This is a genomic window from Brevundimonas diminuta (assembly GCF_050310045.1).
Taxonomy (GTDB): Bacteria; Pseudomonadota; Alphaproteobacteria; order Caulobacterales; family Caulobacteraceae; genus Brevundimonas; species Brevundimonas diminuta_F.
This window is the reverse complement of record NZ_CP190005.1, coordinates 892,877-909,414: the sequence shown is the minus strand read 5'-3', so window position 1 is coordinate 909,414 and position 16,538 is coordinate 892,877. Positions and strand designations below refer to the sequence as shown.

General features: G+C 68.1%; 21 protein-coding genes. 6 read left to right on the top strand and 15 right to left on the bottom strand.

The genetic code is table 11. The annotated features are described in order from the left end of the window. Nucleotides 1-128: 128 nt before the first annotated feature. From ACORJG_RS04260 to ACORJG_RS04225, 8 genes are all read right to left on the bottom strand, one after another. Nucleotides 129-410, bottom strand: coding sequence for a flagellar protein FlaG (locus ACORJG_RS04260; RefSeq protein ID WP_427791907.1), 282 nt, complete (start codon nt 408-410; stop codon nt 129-131). Nucleotides 411-505: 95 nt separating this feature from the next. Beyond that, a complete protein-coding gene (locus ACORJG_RS04255) occupies nt 506-1,321 on the bottom strand; it encodes a flagellin (protein WP_427791906.1) in 816 nt (271 codons plus the stop codon). A 226-nt stretch (nt 1,322-1,547) separates the two neighbouring features. Next, the gene (locus tag ACORJG_RS04250; RefSeq protein ID WP_427791904.1) at nt 1,548-1,700 is read right to left on the bottom strand and encodes a hypothetical protein; all 153 of its coding nucleotides are present in this window, start codon (nt 1,698-1,700) and stop codon (nt 1,548-1,550) included. A gap of 31 nt (nt 1,701-1,731) precedes the next feature. After that, on the bottom strand, nt 1,732-2,154 hold the full coding sequence (locus ACORJG_RS04245) for a hypothetical protein (protein WP_427791902.1): 423 nt from the start codon (nt 2,152-2,154) through the stop codon (nt 1,732-1,734). Further along, on the bottom strand, nt 2,151-2,534 hold the full coding sequence (locus tag ACORJG_RS04240) for a M15 family metallopeptidase (RefSeq protein WP_427791901.1): 384 nt from the start codon (nt 2,532-2,534) through the stop codon (nt 2,151-2,153). Before ACORJG_RS04240 ends, ACORJG_RS04245 begins: the two co-directional genes overlap by 4 nt. After that, on the bottom strand, nt 2,531-2,803 hold the full coding sequence (locus tag ACORJG_RS04235; protein ID WP_427791899.1) for a hypothetical protein: 273 nt from the start codon (nt 2,801-2,803) through the stop codon (nt 2,531-2,533). Before ACORJG_RS04235 ends, ACORJG_RS04240 begins: the two co-directional genes overlap by 4 nt. Then, complete coding sequence (locus ACORJG_RS04230; RefSeq protein WP_427791897.1) at nt 2,800-2,985, bottom strand: hypothetical protein; 186 nt, start codon at nt 2,983-2,985, stop codon at nt 2,800-2,802. Before ACORJG_RS04230 ends, ACORJG_RS04235 begins: the two co-directional genes overlap by 4 nt. 5 nt (nt 2,986-2,990) lie before the next feature. After that, entirely contained in the window at nt 2,991-4,478 is a 1,488-nt protein-coding gene (locus tag ACORJG_RS04225) for a DUF2793 domain-containing protein (protein WP_427791895.1), read from the bottom strand. 225 nt (nt 4,479-4,703) lie between these two features. Here ACORJG_RS04225 and ACORJG_RS04220 point away from each other — a divergent pair, with 225 nt between their 5' ends. Continuing rightward, on the top strand, nt 4,704-5,651 hold the full coding sequence (locus ACORJG_RS04220; RefSeq protein WP_427791893.1) for an endonuclease/exonuclease/phosphatase family protein: 948 nt from the start codon (nt 4,704-4,706) through the stop codon (nt 5,649-5,651). Here the strand turns inward: ACORJG_RS04220 and ACORJG_RS04215 are convergent. From ACORJG_RS04215 to ACORJG_RS04190, 6 genes are read right to left on the bottom strand one after another with little or no spacing between them, the layout of a single operon-like run. Then, the gene (locus ACORJG_RS04215; RefSeq protein WP_427791891.1) at nt 5,632-6,840 is read right to left on the bottom strand and encodes a CCA tRNA nucleotidyltransferase; all 1,209 of its coding nucleotides are present in this window, start codon (nt 6,838-6,840) and stop codon (nt 5,632-5,634) included. The genes ACORJG_RS04220 and ACORJG_RS04215 overlap by 20 nt on opposite strands. Next, entirely contained in the window at nt 6,837-7,511 is a 675-nt protein-coding gene (locus tag ACORJG_RS04210) for a CoA pyrophosphatase (RefSeq protein WP_427791890.1), read from the bottom strand. Before ACORJG_RS04210 ends, ACORJG_RS04215 begins: the two co-directional genes overlap by 4 nt. Further along, on the bottom strand, nt 7,508-8,074 hold the full coding sequence (locus ACORJG_RS04205; protein WP_427791888.1) for a DUF1285 domain-containing protein: 567 nt from the start codon (nt 8,072-8,074) through the stop codon (nt 7,508-7,510). Before ACORJG_RS04205 ends, ACORJG_RS04210 begins: the two co-directional genes overlap by 4 nt. 48 nt (nt 8,075-8,122) lie before the next feature. Beyond that, nucleotides 8,123-8,635, bottom strand: a complete 513-nt coding sequence (locus ACORJG_RS04200) for a GNAT family N-acetyltransferase (protein WP_427791886.1) — start codon at nt 8,633-8,635, stop codon at nt 8,123-8,125. A 51-nt stretch (nt 8,636-8,686) separates the two neighbouring features. Then, the gene (locus ACORJG_RS04195; protein WP_427791884.1) at nt 8,687-9,460 is read right to left on the bottom strand and encodes an enoyl-CoA hydratase; all 774 of its coding nucleotides are present in this window, start codon (nt 9,458-9,460) and stop codon (nt 8,687-8,689) included. Then, on the bottom strand, nt 9,457-10,530 hold the full coding sequence (locus ACORJG_RS04190) for an MBL fold metallo-hydrolase (protein ID WP_427791882.1): 1,074 nt from the start codon (nt 10,528-10,530) through the stop codon (nt 9,457-9,459). The genes ACORJG_RS04195 and ACORJG_RS04190 overlap by 4 nt, the downstream gene beginning before the upstream one ends. A 113-nt stretch (nt 10,531-10,643) precedes the next feature. Between ACORJG_RS04190 and ACORJG_RS04185 the strand changes: the two genes are divergently transcribed. From ACORJG_RS04185 to ACORJG_RS04165, 5 genes are all read left to right on the top strand, one after another. Beyond that, nucleotides 10,644-11,561 carry a hypothetical protein gene (locus ACORJG_RS04185; RefSeq protein ID WP_427791880.1) on the top strand — a complete coding sequence of 306 codons (918 nt, stop codon included), beginning with the start codon at nt 10,644-10,646 and terminating at the stop codon, nt 11,559-11,561. A gap of 108 nt (nt 11,562-11,669) precedes the next feature. Continuing rightward, nucleotides 11,670-12,455, top strand: coding sequence for an exodeoxyribonuclease III (xth, locus tag ACORJG_RS04180; protein ID WP_427791879.1), 786 nt, complete (start codon nt 11,670-11,672; stop codon nt 12,453-12,455). A 3-nt stretch (nt 12,456-12,458) separates the two neighbouring features. Next, nucleotides 12,459-13,001, top strand: a complete 543-nt coding sequence (locus tag ACORJG_RS04175; RefSeq protein WP_427791877.1) for a hypothetical protein — start codon at nt 12,459-12,461, stop codon at nt 12,999-13,001. A gap of 73 nt (nt 13,002-13,074) precedes the next feature. Beyond that, nucleotides 13,075-13,995, top strand: coding sequence for a cobalamin biosynthesis protein CbiG (locus ACORJG_RS04170; RefSeq protein WP_427791875.1), 921 nt, complete (start codon nt 13,075-13,077; stop codon nt 13,993-13,995). A 48-nt stretch (nt 13,996-14,043) separates the two neighbouring features. Beyond that, the gene (locus ACORJG_RS04165) at nt 14,044-14,871 is read left to right on the top strand and encodes a hypothetical protein (RefSeq protein ID WP_427791873.1); all 828 of its coding nucleotides are present in this window, start codon (nt 14,044-14,046) and stop codon (nt 14,869-14,871) included. On the opposite strand, the gene recN is transcribed toward ACORJG_RS04165, so the two are convergent. Continuing rightward, the gene (gene recN / locus ACORJG_RS04160) at nt 14,828-16,525 is read right to left on the bottom strand and encodes a DNA repair protein RecN (RefSeq protein ID WP_427791871.1); all 1,698 of its coding nucleotides are present in this window, start codon (nt 16,523-16,525) and stop codon (nt 14,828-14,830) included. The genes ACORJG_RS04165 and recN overlap by 44 nt on opposite strands. Nucleotides 16,526-16,538: the final 13 nt, after the last annotated feature.

Genomic DNA, 16,538 nt, shown 5'->3' with positions numbered 1-16,538 from the left:
TCGCCTCAGATCCGATTCTGGCGAGGATTAATGACCGTGATTCCTGAGCGTATGGTTAACGCCGTCGCAACGCCTGTTAACGCCGCCCGGCCATGCCGAGGGGCGTCATCTCGTCAACGTCCGAGATTTCAGACCTCGGTCTTGATGACCTTCCCGACGTCATAGGCCGGGCTGTGGCGCAGTTTCAGCACGTCTTCACGCGGGAACTGACGGATCACTTCACCCGTCACGCGATCGAGGGTCTTGTAGACATATCCTGTCGCCTCACGCTCGATCGTCAAGCGATAGCGGCCAGCTTCAGCAACATCGTCGACCGCCTGCTGCACGACCGGCATCGGTTCAACCGCAGCGCCCTGCGCTTCTCGGTTCAGATAAATTAAACTGGATACGCCTGTGACATTGTCAGTCATTTCCCTCTAACGCGAACCTGCCGCGCCTCCCGTGTCAAACGACGCGCCGAAAAAGGACGGACCTGGCGGCCCATCCCTTCCCGAACTGCGTCGGATTAGCGGAACAGACCCAGCAGAATCGAGCTGGACTGGTTCGCAATAGACAGCGCCTGCACGCCCAGCTGCTGCTTGGTCTGCAGAGCCGTCAAGCGGGCGCTTTCCTTGGCCAGATCGGCGTCGACCAGGTTACCGATGCCGGTCTCCAGAGCGTCCTGCAGCTTGCCGACAAACGTCAATTGACGGCCGATCGACTTGGACTGGGTGCCGAACGTCGACAGTGCGTCCGTCACCGCCTTGATCGCCTTCTGCACGTTGTCGGCCGTTGCGGCGGTGGCAGCGGTTGCGCCTGTTACGGCGGTAATGTCCGCATTGGCGTTCGTAGCAGCGGTAGTGCCCAGCACCATGGTGTTGCCCGTTGCAGCCGTGCTCTTGGTCACAGTCGTGGTTGTGCCGGAAGCCGTAGTCCACAGGTTGACGCCATCAAAGGTCGCCCCAGACATGGCGTCCGCAACCTCCTTACCTAAGGCCTGGAAATCCTTAAAGTATGCAGCTTGCGTGTCACCGGTTGTAGACTGGATATTGACCGCCAGCGCCTTCATTTCTTCCAGCGCCGAAGTGATGGTGTCGCCAGCAGCCAAGGCCACATCGACGATTGATTGACCGCGTTGCAGGGAGTTCTTGACCGCATCCTGAGCGGCCATATCAGCGCGCTGGGTAGTGGCAATGGCGAAGATAGCGCCATTGTCCTTGGCCGAAGAGACCTTCATGCCGGTATTGACGCGATTTTGGGTTGTTTCGAGCGCCTTGTTGGTGGCGTTCAGATTCTGCAGCGCAATTTGGGCGCCGTAGTTCGTATTGATGCTGTTAGCCATTTTGGCTGTCCTTTGTCTTCAGACGATGTCCGACGCCATTTTGGCTGCCGGGAGCTTTCTGCTCGGAGATGTCATCCGCAAGGCTCGGGCCAGCCGCCGCACGCAGCCTAGCCGACCCAAAGCCCTGTTTTTTCACCGTTAGATTTTGATAACCATGCCCATGACCCGGCACATTCTGCCGATCCCCCAGGGCATGAGGCATATTTTGCCTGCCTACCCAGCAATATCAGCCGGGTCCGCGCGCCCAGGCCTCGATCAGGAGCCGTTCGGCCTCCAGCGTTTCAACCGCCAGACGGCGGGCGGCGTCACATGCCGCCAACTGGGCGCCGCGCCGCACATAGGCCGCCTCAAGGTCAGCCGCCGTCGGACGGGCAGGCAACCGGGCCAGTTCGCACGGCTGGCGGACGGACTCAGCCAGCGTCAGTCGCGGCGGCGCAACCGGCGACGGCAGGCGCGAGGCGGCACAGCTCGCGGTCATGGTCACGCAGGCGGCCAGCGCGATCAGCATCCAGAGGCGTATCGGCGTCATCAGCGTTCCTCGCTCGAATTTCGGCCGCAACGGCCGCCGCCGTCACAGCCCGGTTGTTTTGGTGAAAGGCGTCCAGACTCTCGATCTGACGCCCGCGCGCGGCTGCCTCCTGTGCGCGGACGCCTGCCTCGGCCTTGGCTCGACCCAGACGCTGTTCCGCCGCCTCCAACCGGCGCGCCTGCAACTGCAGCGGATCCCAGCGCAGGCCCAGTCCACGCCCCACGACGATCAGCACCGCAACGAGCAACAGCATCGTCGCCAACCACCCCAGCGGCGTCAGCACACGCAGAAAACGCCCCGTCACGGATAGGCCCGCCGATCCAGCTCAAAGTGCGGACCGTCGCGCAAGCGCGGCCAGTCTCCGCCCCAGATCAACGGCGCGCCCGCAGCCGCAGCCGCCGCCTTGAACGCCTCGGCGATACGCGGATACAGCGGCCAGTCCCAGCGCACCTGACCATCAACCCAGGCGGCCACATCCACCGCATGACCCGTCAGGTGACGCGAGTTCAGCGTCCGGCTGGCCCCGGCCCGCACCAGTTCCGCCTGACGCGCGGGCGTCCGCAGTCCCTCTGTGATCATGAAGTCCACCGGCGTCAGCAGAATCGCCGCCTCGACCACGGCGATCAGATCGGGATGGACGCCCTTCAGCCGCTCGCGCGAGCGTTGCGACAGACGAAAGCTCATGGCCTGCCTCCCGCACGCAGCCGCGCCAGATTGACGATCTGCTGGGCGCTGGGCGCCACCAGATAGAGCAGCAGCATCAGGGCGATCAGCCCCATCAACCCCTCGGCGATGCGCGGCAAGTCCGTCGCCGCCGCCCGCGTCACCGCCAGCCGCAACAGCAGCCACAGCGCCAGACTGGCCGCATAGACATACAGACGCCGCCACAGCCAGCGGCCCTCGGCCAGTTCAGCGGATTGCGCCCCCGGTTTATCGTGATGCGTAAGGGTCATCGCCCGTCCTCCGGGTCATGGGGCGCGGCCGAACTTCGCCAGTCGCCGCCCAGATGGTCGAAACAGTCGTCAGCCGACAGGCGATCGGGCGCAGCCCAGACCTCCTCATCCAACAGCGGCTCCAGCTCGCCGAGCGACAAGGCCTCCTCGGCGTCGATGATGCGGTGCAGGCGTCGGATCATGGCGCTCACCCCACCGCCGTCAGCCAGACCACGCCCGCCGCGCCTGCGCCGCCTGCGCCCGCCGCCGTCACGCCCGCGCCGCCGCCGCCGCCGCCGCCGCCATGAAGGCCGCCCGGTCCGCCTGCGTGACCGGCGCCGGACGTCCTCGCACCGCCGCCTGAGCCGCCGCCTCCGGCCCAGTGAAGGTCAGGCCAGGGCGCCGCCTGCCCCGCTGCGCCAGCCGACGCACCGCCTGCCCCGCCCGCCGCCTTCAGGAGCAGCATCGCGCCGTCGCCGCCTGCGCCTGACGCCTGCGCCGCATTGGCCGTGCTGAGACCGCCGCCCGCGCCGCCCGCACCGGGCCCGTCAGGGCGCGCCGTCGTCTGCCCGGCGCCGCCCGTCGCCGAAACGGACGACGCGCCGCCTGCGTTGGAGGGCGGCACGCCGCCGCCGCCAGCGCCGCCGACGCCTGACGCCGCAGAACCGCCCGCACCGCCGCGCCCACCCTCGCCCGTCAGCAGGATCTGCGCGCCGGTTTGCACGAGGCTCGCGGCGCCCTGACCGCCCGCCGCGCCTGATGCGACGCCGCCTGCGCCGCCCGCCCCCACCGTGATATCCAGCCCTCCCGTCAGGTTCACGGCCGGCCAGCACGCGGTCATGACGCCGCCTGCGCCGCCGCCGCCGCCGCCATGACGCGCCGTGCCGGACGCTCCGGCCAGACCGGCCCCGCCGCCGCCGCCCCCGCCCACGCACACCACCTCGATCCAGCGCGCCCAGACCGGCGGCGTCCAACTGGCCGAGGTCGTCAGCACCGTCGTCTCGCGCCGTGTCGCGCCCTGACCGAACCAGGCGCGGCCTGTGGTGCGGTCGATCCGCAGCGCCTCCCGCCAGGCGCCGCCGTCGGGGCTGACCTTCAGCGTCAGGTCGTCATCGCCGACCAGACCCAGTTCGGCCCGCCCGCCCCAGCCGCTCTGGAACAGCAGGGACAGGACGTCGCCCGCCCCCTGCTTGTTGAAGGTGAAGCGCAAGTCGCCGTCGCCGCCGCTTTCGCTTTCCAGCGCAGTCCACAGCGCCTTGTTAGCCCGCACGGCGACGACGTTCGTCGCGTCCGCCGTCGTATTCACGCCCAGGCGTGTGATCTGCTGGATCTCTTCAGGCAGGCCGAAGGACAGGGGCGTCCAGACGCTTGCGCGGCGGACCAGTATCTCCTCACTGTCCAGCACCACGGCCAGCAGGCCGTCCGGCGCCGGAACCGGCAGCCAGCCGCCTCGCTCATGCCGTAACAGGCTACCCGCCGGATGCGCCGCCCAATCCGCGCCCGTCGCCGCCTCCGGCAGGATGTAGAGCGCGCCCTCAGCCGGATCCGCGGGCTGGTCGCTCGTCGTGCGGCTGACCACCGCCGTCTGGATCAAGGCGTCCAGACGGGTCAGGGCCTCGTTCAGAGTCACATGTTTCTGCAGCTGTCCGGCCGCCAGATAAGGCAGGCCCAGCCGCGCGCTGGCGTCGTCGTTCATGGCGGTCTCCAAAGATTGAGACCTCAGTCTGCTCAGGCGCCGAACCCCGGCGCGCCGATCCGCCCCGAACCACGCCAAAGCCGGGAATTTTCAGAGATTGGCCGCGTCTGACGCGCTATCGCACCGCCCTCCGCCCGCGCATTCGGCCGCATGAGGCCACGCTCGACATGCCCGGCGCCGACGCGCTAACCGGTGCGTCCGCCCGCTCTCTTCAAAGGCCGCAGCATGACCCTGACACAGGCCCTGATGCGACTGGCCGCCCTGGCTTTGCTGGCGCCGCCCGGCCTTGTCGCCGTTTCGGCGCTCAGCCGCATCGGCCACCGCCTGCCTGACCTGCTGACCCAGTTCACCGCGCCCGCCCTGATCGCGACCGTCATGCTGTGCGGGCTCTTCCTGCTGTTCCGCCTATGGGACATGGCGGCGTTGGGCGCAGGCGTAGCGGGGCTGCTGCTTCTGGCTGTCTGGCCGCAATGGATGCCGGATCGAGGCCGCCCCGCCGGGCCGCAAACCCTGACCGTCTACGCCGCCAATCTGTGGGCGCGAAATCAGGATGTGGCGGCCATCGCCCGCTCCATCGAGCAGGCCGACGCCGATGTGGTCATGCTGATCGAACTGGGCGACGCCCCGGCCGCACAACTCGACGCGATCCTGAGCGCCTATCCGCATCGCGTCGCCACGCCTCGTAAGGACCGGCCCAGCGGCGCCGCGCGCTCAGTGATTGCTTCACGCCTGCCGCTGCATCAGATGCGCGACGCCGATGGTCAGGGTCTGGCCGCCCTGGTCGCCCGGGCCGAGACGCCGCTGGGGCCGGTCAGCCTGATCGCCGTCCACATGACGCGGCCCTGGCCCTTCCAGCATCCCTATGGCCAGATCAGTCAGGCGCAACGGCTGGCCGGACTGCGCGCCGGGCTTGAGGGGCCGGTCATCGTGGCGGGCGACTTCAACAGCGTCTCCAGCGGCCGTATCGGCCGCCAGATCAAGACTGAAACCGGCCTGATCCCCGCCCCCGCCTGGCCCGGCACATGGCCTTCAGCCCTGCCCGCCTTCCTCGGCATCACCATCGACCACGTCTGGCGCTCGCCTGATCTGGCCCTGGCCGAGCGGCGGTTGGGTCAGAAGACAGGTTCGGACCACCGCCCGGTGATCGTGCGCCTCAGCCGGGCCCAGCCATAAGGGCCTTCAGCCTCTCCTCATGCCCGTGGTCGGGGAAATCGTCGGCGATCCAGCCCTCTTCAAAGGCCTTCAGCAACCGCCCCGTCTCCGGCCCCGGCGACAGGCCCAGCCGCGCCAGATCCTTGCCCCCGACCGGCAGCTTCGGCGGCGTCCAGTCCGCCGCCAGCGCCAGCAGGCGCTGCACCGCCCCGGCATCCGCGCCTGAGGCCAATACGCGATACAGCCGATCCTCGACCGCCTGACGCCCTGTGCGCCAGACGGCGGCGCGCGCCTCGGCCTCGCTCATCGCCGGATCAATATGTTCGCCGACGGCCTCGACCAGCCGGTCCCTTTGAGCGTTCGACAGCCGCAGCCTCAAGGCCGCCGCGCGCACGGTCTCCGCGTCATCCGGCAACAGGGCCGACAGACGCAGCACCGGGTCCGGGCTGACCCCCACCATCGCCTCGAACAGCGTCAGGCTCTCCGGCTGCGGCATCACCCGCCCCAGCGCGCCCGCCTGATCCATCAACCGCACCGCCGCGCGCGGATCAGGCGCGGCCAGCAGTTTGAGCAGTTCTTTCGACACCCGCTCGGCCGACAGCCGTTCGACCCCTTCGGCCAGAGCGGCGCAGGCTTCCACCGCCGCCGCATCCGGCGCGCCGCGCCCGTACCAGGCGAAGAAACGATAGAAGCGCAGGATGCGCAGATAGTCCTCTCGGATGCGTTGTTCCGGCTCGCCAACGAAGACGATCCGCCCGGCCAGAGCGTCCTCATACCCCGCGCCCGTCGGGTCGAGGATCAGCCCGTCCGCATCGGCATAGAGGGCGTTCAGGCGGAAATCCCGCCGCGCCGCATCCTCGGCCCAGTTGTCGGTGAAGGCGACTGTGGCGCGCCGCCCGTCGGTCGACACATCCCGACGCAGGGTGGTGATCTCGAACGGCTGACGCTCCGATATGGCCGTCACCGTGCCGTGCTCCATTCCAGTCGGCACGCTCTTCAGGCCCGCCGCCTTCAACGCCCTGACCACCACCTCGGGCGTCAGGACAGTGGCGATATCCACATCGTCGATAGGCGCGCCCAGCACGGCGTTGCGCACGCATCCGCCGACGAAGCGGGCGCAATCCGCCCCGCCCGCCGCCGCCAGCGCGGCCATAACCGCCTGCGTCGCGCTGGCCGTCAGCCAGGCCTGCCCTGAAAGGACGCGGCTCATTCCACGCGCTCGGTCGCGTCAGCCTCAGCGGCCCTGTGCGGCGCGGCTTCCTCGCCATAGAGCCGGTTGAACAGCCCCTTCAGAATGCCCGCCGTCACGCCCCATATGTAGCGCTCGCGATAGGGCATGGCCCAGAACCAGCGGCGCGGCCCGTTCTCCTGATCATAGTAGTCGCGGCGATGATTCACCGGGTCCATCAGGAAGTCCCACGGCGCCTCGAACACTTCGGCCACCTCGGCGGGCGACGGCGTGACGACCGGCGGCGCCGTCAGCCAGCCGACCACCGGCGTCACCAGAAAGCCCGTGCCCGTCTCATAGGGATCGCCCAGACCCAGCGGCTCGACCACGGCGGGGTCCAGCGCGATCTCTTCCCACGCCTCGCGCAAGGCGGCGTCCAGCGCCGTCTCGCCCGGATCCAGCCGTCCGCCCGCAAAGGCGATCTGTCCCGTATGGCTGGCCAGACTGTCGGATCGGCGGGTCAGCAAGACGCTGGGCCCCTCCTCTCGCGCGATGACAGGAATCAGCACGGCGGCCGGTCTCAGCTTGACCTTCGGGCGGCTGAAGTCGGGGTTCAGGTCATAATCAGACCGCACCGCCACACGCTGCGGCGACCACGCCGACACCCGGTCCAGCCTCTGTTGCAGCCGGGCCTTCAGGCCGGAACAGGTCAAAGCCCCGCCCCTTCCGGCCCCAGCGGGAACACTACCCCGCCCGACCGTACAGCCAGCCGTCCGTCCGCCTCCTGCGCTCGCTCGACCAGTTCATAGAAGACAGGCCGCGCGATCCGCGCCCACAGGTCGCCCCGCACATGGACGCGCGGCGCAGGCTCGCCGGTCGCGGCGTCCGTCTCGACGATGATGGCGTGGTCGGGACCGGCGGCGGCCTCATCGCCCTGATCCGTGGTGAAGACCAGCGCCTCGCCCTCTTGGCGCACCGCCACGGCGCGGAACGGCAGATCTTCGACCGCGATCTTCAGCTTCTCGACCGGCGTCACCAGATGATAGCCGTCCGGGTCATTCCTCAGCACCGTCGAGAACAGCCGCACCAGCTCGGCCCGACCGATGGGCGAGCCTTCATGCATCCACACGCCGTCGGCGCGGATCAGGATGTCGATCTCGCCGCAATGTTCGGGATGCCACAGATGCACGGGCGGCAGACCTCGCCCCGGCGCCTGACGCGCGGCCTCGGCCACGCTGGCCAGACCGGAGCCGGACGATGTCGGTGGGTTCGTCATATCCGAACTATGGGATGCGTCGCCTTGCAAAGGAAGGCCGCGCCCGGCTCAGACGTCGGGGCGAACCGCTCCGACCGGCGCCGCTGCGGTGAAGGGCAGCCACATCACCCGACGCTGGTCCACCGGCCCCGACAGCATGGCGTCCGGCGCAGGCACGAAGCCGAAGCGCGAGAAGTAAGGCGGATCGCCGACCAGAAGGATGCCGTCCAGCCCCAGCGCCTTCGCCTCTTCGATGCAGGCGCGCACCAGTTCGCCGCCCAGCCCCGTGCTGCGGCTGGATTTATCCACGGCGATCGGCCCCAGAAAGACCGAACGCGCCTCGCCTGTCATGATCGACCACAGCCGCACCGAGCCGATCAGACGCCCGCCCTCATACAGGCAGAAGCCCGCCGTCAGCGGCGCGCGCTCACGCAGGCGCTCGGCCGTCTTGGCGAAGCGGCCTGGGCCGAATGCGGCGATGACCAGGGCGTCGACGGCGGCCGCATCGGCCGTCGTCTCACGCGTGATCGGCCCCACGATCTGCGGGTCGTCTGAAGGGGCGGAGGCGGGCGCGGCGTTCATGCGCGGCCCGTAGTCCCCCGCGCCCCTCGAATCAATCGCGATTTCGCGACATCAGCCCTGTTTGGAAAAGTCCGGCGCCCGCTTCTGGCTGAAGGCCATGAAGGCTTCCATCGCCTCGGGGCTGCGCATCTGCGAGCCGAACGCCTTGGCTTCAAGTTGCATCACGCTCCACAGAGCCTCAGCGTCGCGCATCAGGGCCTTCGTCTTGCGGATGGAGTTGGGCGCACGCGCCGCCAGCTTGCCCGCCAGCTCCGTCGCCGTCGCTTCGACCTGATCGGCCGCAACCGCGCGGTTGGCCAGGCCCCAGGCCAGCGCCGTCTTGCCGTCGATCGCCTCGCCAAGGGCGAACAGCTCGAACGCCCGCTGATGCCCCAGAACGCGCGGCAGCAGCAGCGACGACGCCGCCTCCGGCGCCAGCGCCAGATTGACGAAGGGCACGGACAGCAGGGCGTCCTCGGCCACCACCACCATGTCGCAATGCAGCAGCAGCGTCAGGCCGATCCCCACCGCCCGGCCGCGAACCGCCGCCACGGCGGGCTTGTCCAGATCGGCCAGCGCCTTCAGGAAGCGGAACACCCCCATCTCGACCAGATCGCCTTCGGTCTGGCCGATGGCGATGAAGTCGGCGATGTCATTGCCCGCCGAGAAGGAATCCCCCTCGCTGCGGAACAGGATGACACGCACGGCGTCGTCCGCCTTCGCCTTTTCCGTCGCATCGGCCAGCGCCGTATACATGGCCTGGGTGATGGCGTTCTTCTTGTCCGCGCGGTCGAAGACGACCGTCAGGACGCCGCCGTCCAACTGGGTCCGGATATGCTCGCTCATTGGCCTGTCTCCAAAAGGCTCCACCAGTCCACGCCGTCTCCGTCCCGCACGCGGCGGACCCGTCCCTGACGTTCGAGATAGTTGAGGTGCGCCAGCGCCTCGCCGGTCGCCATGCCCAGCACGGCGTCGCCGACCGGCCGCGCGAACAGGGCGCCGAACACGTCCACGGCGCGGCACGGCGTCCGCAGCGTCTTCTCCAGCCGCTTCAGCGCCACCTCATGACCGCGAATCAGCGCCTCCAGACGCAGGGTCACGCCGTAGAACGGCTCCCCGTGCGACGGCAGCACCAGCAGATCGCCCGGCAGCCGGTCCTTCAGCGCCGCCAGCGACCGCAGCCAGTCGCCCAGCGGATCCGCCTCCGGCTCCGTCGGCCAGATCGAGATATTCGAGGAAATGCGCGGCAGGATCTGATCCCCCGCGATGAAGACGTTATCCTTCTGGCGCCACAGGCAGACGTGTTCAGGGCTGTGCCCCTCGCCGATCACCACGCGCCAGTCATCGCCGCCGATGGTCAGGACATCGTCGTCCTGCACCCGGAGATAGTCGCGCGGGAAATCCTGAACCATGCGACCGAAACCGCCATAGCCGTCCCGCCAGCGCGCCACCTGTTCGTCCGACCAGCCCGCCGCGCGATAGAAGCTTTCGGCGCGCGCCGGCGGCCCCAGCATCTCATCCGCGATCAGCATCCGCGCCATCACATATTCCGTCCGCGACATCAGCAGCGGCGCGTCGAACCGCTCGCACAGCCAACCCGCCAGCCCGATATGATCCGGATGCATATGGGTGCAGATCACGCGCGTGACCGGCCGCGCGCCCAACACGCCCGCCAGCGCCGTCGTCCAGTCTTCCCTCGATGCGTCCGTCGCCAATCCGGCGTCGACGACAGCCCAGCCGTCGCCGTCCTTGATGGCGTAGAGATTGATATGATTCAGCGCCATCGGCAGCGGCAGGCGCAGCCACAGCACGCCGGGCGCAACAGTTGTCGCCGCGCCGGCAGAAGGCGCGCCCTCAAAGGGGTAAGTCAGGCCGCGTTCCGTCCGGGAACTTGTCAGGGTGTCGCCGTCAGCCAAGTCCGTCTCCAATTGCAACCGTCCTTTTAGATGGCCTTTTGCACGCCGTCCATTCTTGACCCGGCCCGATACCGCCGTCAGGGATAAACTCTCTGTTCAATTGGAGCGTCCCCGTGTCTCGCAATGCCCGCACCTTCGTCGCCCTGAGCGCGGCGGTCCTCATCTCCGGCCTCGCCACCCCGTCGTTCGCCCAGCGCACCGCGCAAAACCCGAACGGTCCGGAAGTGACCGAATCCTCGGGCGGTCGCGCCGCACGCGGTCGCGTGCGCCAGCCGCGCGCCGCTCAGGCGCCCACGCCCGAGCAGGTCCAGGCCGCCGCCCAAGGCGTTCTGACCGCCACCAACACCAACTGCCAGATCACCGAATCGAAGCTGCTGGGTCAGTCCGCCGCCAAGGAGTCGCTCTACGAAGTCTCCTGCGCTGCCGGCCCCGGCTATCTGCTGCTGACCTCGAACCCGCCGCAGGCCACCGACTGTCTGGTGCTGGCCGCCTCGGCCGAGCAGACGCGCGCGCGTGATCCGGAAGCCGACGTCGGCTCGCAGTGCACCCTGCCCGCCAACGACAACGCCATGGCTGTCTTCACCGCCTTCGCACAGGAAGCGGGCCTGAAGTGCACCGTCGATCAGGGCGCGGTCATCGGCGCCAAGCCGGGCGGTGCTGTGGTCTATGAGATCGGTTGCGCAGGCGTCGACGGCGCCCAGATCAACAAGGGCGCCTCGGGCTGGGAAGTCGCCTCGTGCATGGAGTTGGTCTCGGCCAACTCGACCTGCCGCTTCACCACCCCCGCCGAACAGGCCGCGACGCTGAAGGGCTGGCTGGCTGGTTCGGAAGCCGCCGCCTGCGACGTGACCCAGGCCCGCTACATGGGCAAGAACGCCAACGGCTCCTTCTACGAAGCCGTCTGCAACGGCGCCGAGGGCATGATCGTCCGCTTCGACACGGCCCAGGCCGTCCAGCAGGTCTACGCCTGCTCGGTCGCCCAACAGGTCGGCGGCGGCTGCAAGCTGTCCTCGACCGAGCCGAACAGCTGATCCTGATTTCAGCCTGAAGTTTCAGACGCCGTCGGAGCGATCCGGCGGCGTCTTTGTTTTGCCTGTCCCTCTTCCCGAACGCAGCGGCTCACCTTAGCCTTGCGTCCCATGCGCATCGCCACCTGGAACGTGAACTCGGTCAACGCCCGCCTGCCTACAGTGCTGGAGTGGATTCAGGCCGCCAACCCCGACGTCGCCTGCTTCCAGGAGATCAAATGCGTGGACGAAAAGTTCCCACGCGAGGCCTTTGAAGACCTGGGCTACAACGTCGAGACGCACGGCCAGAAGAGCTACAACGGCGTCGCCCTGCTGTCGAAATACCCGCTGTCGGACGTGCGGCGCGGCCTGCCCGGCGACGATACGGACGAACAGGCCCGCTATCTGGAAGCCCTGATCGAGGCGCCCCGCCCGATCCGCGTCGCCTCCATCTACCTGCCCAACGGCAATCCGCTGGGCACCGAAAAATTCCCCTATAAGCTGGCCTGGTTCCAACGCCTTCAGAACCATGCGCGCGAGTTGCTGGCGCTGGAAGAGCCGCTGGCCCTGTGCGGCGACTACAATGTCATCCCCGAGGCCGAGGACGCCAAGAACCCCGCCGCCTGGGCCGAGGACGCCCTGTTCCAACCGGAAAGCCGCGAGGCCTTCCGCGCGCTGAAATGGCTGGGCCTGGCCGATTCCCACGAACTGGGCCGCGAGCCCGCCGGAACCTTCACCTTCTGGGACTATCAGGCGGGCGCCTGGCAAAGGGACCACGGCATCCGCATCGATTTCGCCCTGCTGTCGCCCCAGGCCGCTGACCGCTTCCGCGCCATCGAGACGCACCGCGACGCCCGCGACATGGAAAAGCCCAGCGATCACGTCCCCGTCGTGGTCGACCTGGATCTGGAGGCCTGATCCATGGGCGACACGTTCAGGGCCATTCTGCTGATCGCCCTGATCGCCGCCTTCCTGACCACCGGCGTGTTGTTGTTTTCCTGGTGGATGGAGTCCGAGCGGCGACTGCGGCGGGCGATGAAGAAGGCGCTGGGGGCGACGGCCGACACCGTGGCCCTGTCCGCCCATGAAGGCCGCGCCGCCGGGCTGGACCTCGACGGCGGCCAATTGGTGATCCTGTGGAAGCGGGGCGCAATAGGCCTCGTCTACGCCTTCGAGGAAGTGCTGGGCGCCGAGATCATCGTCGACGGCCACCTCGTCGCCCGCGTCCTGCGCGGCCAGATGCGCAAGGAGATCGACCTGGACGCGCCCGACGCCGAACTGGTCGTGCTGCGGCTGATCTTCAGCGACCCGCACAACGCCGAGTTTGAGCTGGCCCTGTGGAACGGCACGCGCAACGCTCCCGCCTCCGAGGCCGAAAAAACCAGCGGCGCCCGTTCGCCGGGCGAGGGCCTGCGGCTGGGGCGCCGCTGGTTGTCGCACGTAGAAGCCCTGATGCAACGCTGATCGCCCTTCACGGCTTGAGTCCGGGCGGCTAGAACCCCTCGTCCTGCTTTTGCTTCTTTCTTCAGGAGCCCCCGTGGCCCGCCTTTTCGACGCCTATATCATCGCCAACTGGACCGCCGCCGAAGGCAAGAAGCTGGGCGAACAGACCCTGTGGGTCGGCGTCGCCAAGCGCGACGTGCGCTTCCGCCTGTATGCCGAGACGCACAACGTCGCCACGCGCGCCGAGGGCGAAAAGCTGATCGCCGACCTGCTGGCCGAACACCGCAAGCGCGGCGACCGCGTGCTGGTGGGCTTCGACTTCGACTTCGGCTTCCCGGCCGGAACGGCTGCTCGGCTGAAACTGGACGGCCGCCCGTGGGACGCCATGGGCAAGTTCCTGACCGCCAACATCGTCGACAAGGCCGACAACTCGAACAACCGCTATCAGGTCGCGGCCAAGATGAACCGCCTGATGACGGACGAGCCCTGGCCCTTCTGGGGCGCGCCCGCCAGCCAGGCCCAGCGCTGGCTGACTACGACCAAGCCGCCCGAAGGCGCCGGCGCCGACATCCCCGAGTTCCGCGCCACGGAACTGGCCGCGCGCAAGGACAAGCTGCCGCCCAAAAGCGTCTGGCAGATGCACGGCGCGGGCGCGATCGGCGGCCTGACGCTGGTCGGCGTGCCTATGCTGCGCCGCCTGCTGGACACGCTGGGCGCCTCGGCGGCCGTCTGGCCCTTCGGCACCGGCTGGCGCGAACTGACCGAGGCCGACATCGAACCCCTGTCGGCCGTCATCGTCGAAGTCTGGCCCGCCCTCCATGAAGCCAAGCGCGGCGTGAACGCCGAAGGCGTCAAGGAATACAAGACCCAGGCCCAGGTCCGCGCCGCCGCCGAAGCCTTCGCCCGCATGGACGACGCCGGCGACCTGCAGAAAGCCTTCGCGCCGCCGAAGGGCGCAGACGAAGCCCTGATCGCCCAGGTCGAAAGCGAAGAAGGCTGGATCCTGGGGGTCTGACCACCACAGCTGATTGAGACTGATGGCGTTGTGTGTTCACTTCGGGAAATGAACGAACGCCGTCCTTTCATCATCAAGCTCATGATGCACTGGGCCTGCCTCCTGCTGGCAGTAGCGCTGACGTCTGCGCTTCCAGCAACCGCTCACGCTGACGACGAACATTGCCGCCAGGATTCGCCGACCGTTTTCGTTATCCAGGGCGAGATCGACGATGTGATGGCCGCCTGCGTAAAGGCCCGCTTTCAACCAACAACGACTGAGTTGCTTTTGAACAGCAGAGGCGGCTCAGTCGAAGCTGCGATCACAATCGCGCAGCATTTCGAGGGACATGGCCTCAAAATGCGTGTTCTCAATGAATGCAGTTCCTCATGCGCGAACTATTTCCTGCCCCTTGCAGGTCAGCTGATCGTTGAGCCCGGCGCGCTGATCGTGATTCATGGGGGCGCAGACCCCATGCTGGTCGAAAAAATGCGCGAGGAAGGCGAACCTGAACGGGTCGTGGCGGCTTTGTCTCAACTGGCCGAACAGCAAATGGACTTCGCCAGACGAAATGGGATCCATCCGGGCTGGCTTCTATATCGTCGGTCCGGACAAGCCTCATCCGACGCGCTGTCCGGCGACTGGGAGAGCGCCTCCGCCGCAATCCGCGCTTATGTCGTCGAAGAAAGGATGGCGCGTAGTTGTCTGATCGGGGTTGAAATCCTGCCCTTTCAGGATTCACTGGACGAAGGTCTTCTCAACCCCTCTCGCGCTCAGAAGCTGCATCAGCAGGGCATCGTCCGTTCTGGCAGCATCGTCTGCAACAGCATGGGTTGGGAGGACGTGATCGCCCCTACCCGATCAGAACTCTTGCCGCCGCCCGCGCTTCATCGGTGATCTCGGCGCCCGACAGCATCCGCGCGATCTCTTCCTGACGCGGGCCTTCCTCCAGCACGTCGATGGAGGTCCGCGTATGGCCCTCGACATCGGCCTTGCGGACCTTCCAGTGGGCGTGGCCGCGCGCGGCGACCTGCGGGCTGTGCGTCACGACCAGCACCTGCGCGCCGCGTGACAGGCGTTGCAGGCGTCCGCCCACAGCCTCGGCCACGGCGCCGCCGACGCCCTGATCCACCTCGTCGAAGATCATGACCGGCTGGCGCTGGTCCTCACGGCTGGCCAACGCCGCTTTCATCGCCAGCGCAAAGCGCGCCAGTTCGCCGCCCGAGGCCACCGTATCCAGCGGTCCGAAGGCGGTCCCGGCGTTGGTCGCCACCTCGAACCGCACCGTCTCGACGCCCAGCGGACCGCGACGCCCCTCGACCGGCTCCAGCGTCACACGGAAACGCGCCCGCTCCAGCTTCAGCGGACCCAATTCATCCATGACCGCCGCGACCAGACGATCCCCGGCCGCCTCGCGCGCCGAGGTCAGCAGCATGGCCGCCACATCATAGGCCTCGATCGCTATGGCGACATCGCGGCGAGCCTTGGTCAAGGCCTCTTCGCCGTCCTCAATCAGGCGTAGCTGCTCGCGCAGACGCACGCGCAGCGCCGGCAGGGCCTCAACCGTCGTGTGCAGTTTCCGGGCGGCGGCGCGCAGGGCAAACAGCCGTTCCTCCGCCTTGTCCAGTCGGCCCGGCTCGAAGTCGAAGGCGTCGGCGGCGGCGTCGACGCAGGCCACGGCTTCCGTCGCCTCGACCAAGGCGCGATCCACCGCCTCGGCGGCGAGACCCAGTTTGGCGATGATGGGGTTGTCGCCCTCGGCGCCCGCCTGAACCGCCCGCTGACGCGCGTGTTCGACCGCGCGCAGGGCCGAGGCCAGACGCTGGCTCAGCTTGTCCCCGCCCAGCAGATTGCGCGCATCGGCCAGATCGGCCACGGCTTTTTCCGCAGCGCCCAGAATGGCGCGTTCGCCCGCGAGTTCTGTTTCTTCGTCCGGCTTGGGATCGAGGGCGTCGAGGTCCGCCAGATTCAGCGTGATCTCTTCGGCCTTGGCGGCGGCCTCGGCAGCCGACGCCTCCAGCTCATCCAGATGCGCCTGCGCCGCCTTCAGGCGCTCGGCCGCCCCGGCCACGCCCGCCAGTTGCGGTTGCAGCCCGCCGTAGTTGTCCAGCAGCGCCCGGTGCGTCTTCCAGTCCAGCAGGCCGACTGTCTCATGCTGACCATGCACCTCGACCAGCAGGGCGCCGATCTCACGCAGGGCCGTCACCCCGGCGGGCTGATCGTTGACATAGGCGCGGCTGCGGCCGTCGGCCGACACTACCCGGCGCAGGATCAGTTCCTCGCCCGGCGCGACCTCGAAACCGCGCTCGGCCAACAGGGCGATCAGGGCTTCATCATCGGGTGCGGTGAAGACGGCCGTGGCCGAGGCCTGTTTGGCGCCGTTCCGCACCAGCCCGGCGTCAGAGCGCGCGCCCAGCGCCAGGCCCAGCGCGTCGAGGATGATGGACTTGCCCGCCCCCGTCTCGCCGGTCAGCACGGTCAGGCCGTCCTCGACCTCAAGGTCCAGGGCGTCGACAAGCACGATGTCGCGGATCGAGAGGGTGGTCAGCATGGGCGATCTGATT

Bases quoted from the DNA above. Each gene is read 5' to 3' on its own strand.
- ACORJG_RS04235 (WP_427791899.1), bottom strand. From the start codon at position 2,803: ATGACCCTTACGCATCACGATAAACCGGGGGCGCAATCCGCTGAACTG.
- ACORJG_RS04175 (WP_427791877.1), top strand. From the start codon at position 12,459: ATGGGCGACACGTTCAGGGCCATTCTGCTGATCGCCCTGATCGCCGCC.
- ACORJG_RS04165 (WP_427791873.1), top strand. From the start codon at position 14,044: ATGAACGAACGCCGTCCTTTCATCATCAAGCTCATGATGCACTGGGCC.
- ACORJG_RS04240 (WP_427791901.1), bottom strand. From the start codon at position 2,534: ATGAGCTTTCGTCTGTCGCAACGCTCGCGCGAGCGGCTGAAGGGCGTC.
- ACORJG_RS04260 (WP_427791907.1), bottom strand. From the start codon at position 410: ATGACTGACAATGTCACAGGCGTATCCAGTTTAATTTATCTGAACCGA.
- ACORJG_RS04195 (WP_427791884.1), bottom strand. From the start codon at position 9,460: ATGAGCGAGCATATCCGGACCCAGTTGGACGGCGGCGTCCTGACGGTC.
- ACORJG_RS04200 (WP_427791886.1), bottom strand. From the start codon at position 8,635: ATGAACGCCGCGCCCGCCTCCGCCCCTTCAGACGACCCGCAGATCGTG.
- recN (WP_427791871.1), bottom strand. From the start codon at position 16,525: ATGCTGACCACCCTCTCGATCCGCGACATCGTGCTTGTCGACGCCCTG.
- ACORJG_RS04230 (WP_427791897.1), bottom strand. From the start codon at position 2,985: ATGATCCGACGCCTGCACCGCATCATCGACGCCGAGGAGGCCTTGTCG.
- ACORJG_RS04205 (WP_427791888.1), bottom strand. From the start codon at position 8,074: ATGACGAACCCACCGACATCGTCCGGCTCCGGTCTGGCCAGCGTGGCC.
- ACORJG_RS04255 (WP_427791906.1), bottom strand. From the start codon at position 1,321: ATGGCTAACAGCATCAATACGAACTACGGCGCCCAAATTGCGCTGCAG.
- ACORJG_RS04220 (WP_427791893.1), top strand. From the start codon at position 4,704: ATGACCCTGACACAGGCCCTGATGCGACTGGCCGCCCTGGCTTTGCTG.
- xth (WP_427791879.1), top strand. From the start codon at position 11,670: ATGCGCATCGCCACCTGGAACGTGAACTCGGTCAACGCCCGCCTGCCT.
- ACORJG_RS04225 (WP_427791895.1), bottom strand. From the start codon at position 4,478: ATGAACGACGACGCCAGCGCGCGGCTGGGCCTGCCTTATCTGGCGGCC.
- ACORJG_RS04215 (WP_427791891.1), bottom strand. From the start codon at position 6,840: ATGAGCCGCGTCCTTTCAGGGCAGGCCTGGCTGACGGCCAGCGCGACG.